Here is a 788-nt window from a genome sequence, read left to right as displayed (position 1 = left end):
GGTGTGCGCATGCGGGCCGGCGCGAGGAGCCAGGGAGGAGGCCGGGGCGCGGCGGTGCTGCTGGGTGTGCTGCTGGGGGTGTGGGCAGGCGAGGTCCGGGCGAAGGGACTCCAGGTGGAGTTCGACCTGCAGACACCGCTCTTCCTGGACCGCACGTACCTGTTCGCCTCGCCCAACCGCATCCAGCGCCTGGGGGACCCGAAGTCGCCCGCGCCGTTGCTCATCGAGGGCCAGTTCGCGCCGAACCTCTTCCTGCCGCAGCTGCGCTACGGCGACTTCAAGCAGGACGGGCGGGAGACGCTGTTCTCCCTGGTGTTCACGCCGAAGATCCTGCTGCGGATGTTGAACACGGACAGCAACCCCATCCTGCCGCCGTCATACATGCCGAAGTTCACGCTCCAGGCGGCGCACCTGCGGCTGTTGCATGGCCCGGACCGGGATGGAGCGCCCCGGGTGCTGGCGCTGGGGTTGAACGTCATCGTGGGCCACCACTCCAACGGCGAGGACGGGTGCTTCTTCGCGAACCAGACGGGGACGGACCCGGACTGCACGCCGGCGGAGGGGCAGCTTCCGCTGAACGAGGTGACGGGGAGTTTCTCCACGAACCTGCTGCGCTTCGAGCTGCACGGGCGGCTGGGGTTCGAGGTGGATCCCCACAAGTTGAGCGCCTGGCTCATCGGGGCGAATGCCTTCTACGAACTGAATACGGCGATCGGGCCCGGGGGAATGAGTTCGCAGCAGCGCGCGGTGTATGGGAACCGCTTCCGGCTGGCAGGGGCGCTGTCGCA

Annotated in this window: 1 pseudogene; it reads left to right on the top strand. The window is 68.4% G+C overall.

Features of this window, described 5'->3' with window-relative positions:
* A pseudogene (locus D7X74_RS42210) lies at positions 1-788 on the top strand (hypothetical protein); the annotation flags it as partial.

Origin of the sequence: Corallococcus sp. CA047B (assembly GCF_003612065.1) — a bacterium.
Taxonomy (GTDB): Bacteria; Myxococcota; Myxococcia; order Myxococcales; family Myxococcaceae; genus Corallococcus; species Corallococcus praedator.
This window is presented reverse-complemented; position numbering and strand designations above follow the sequence as displayed.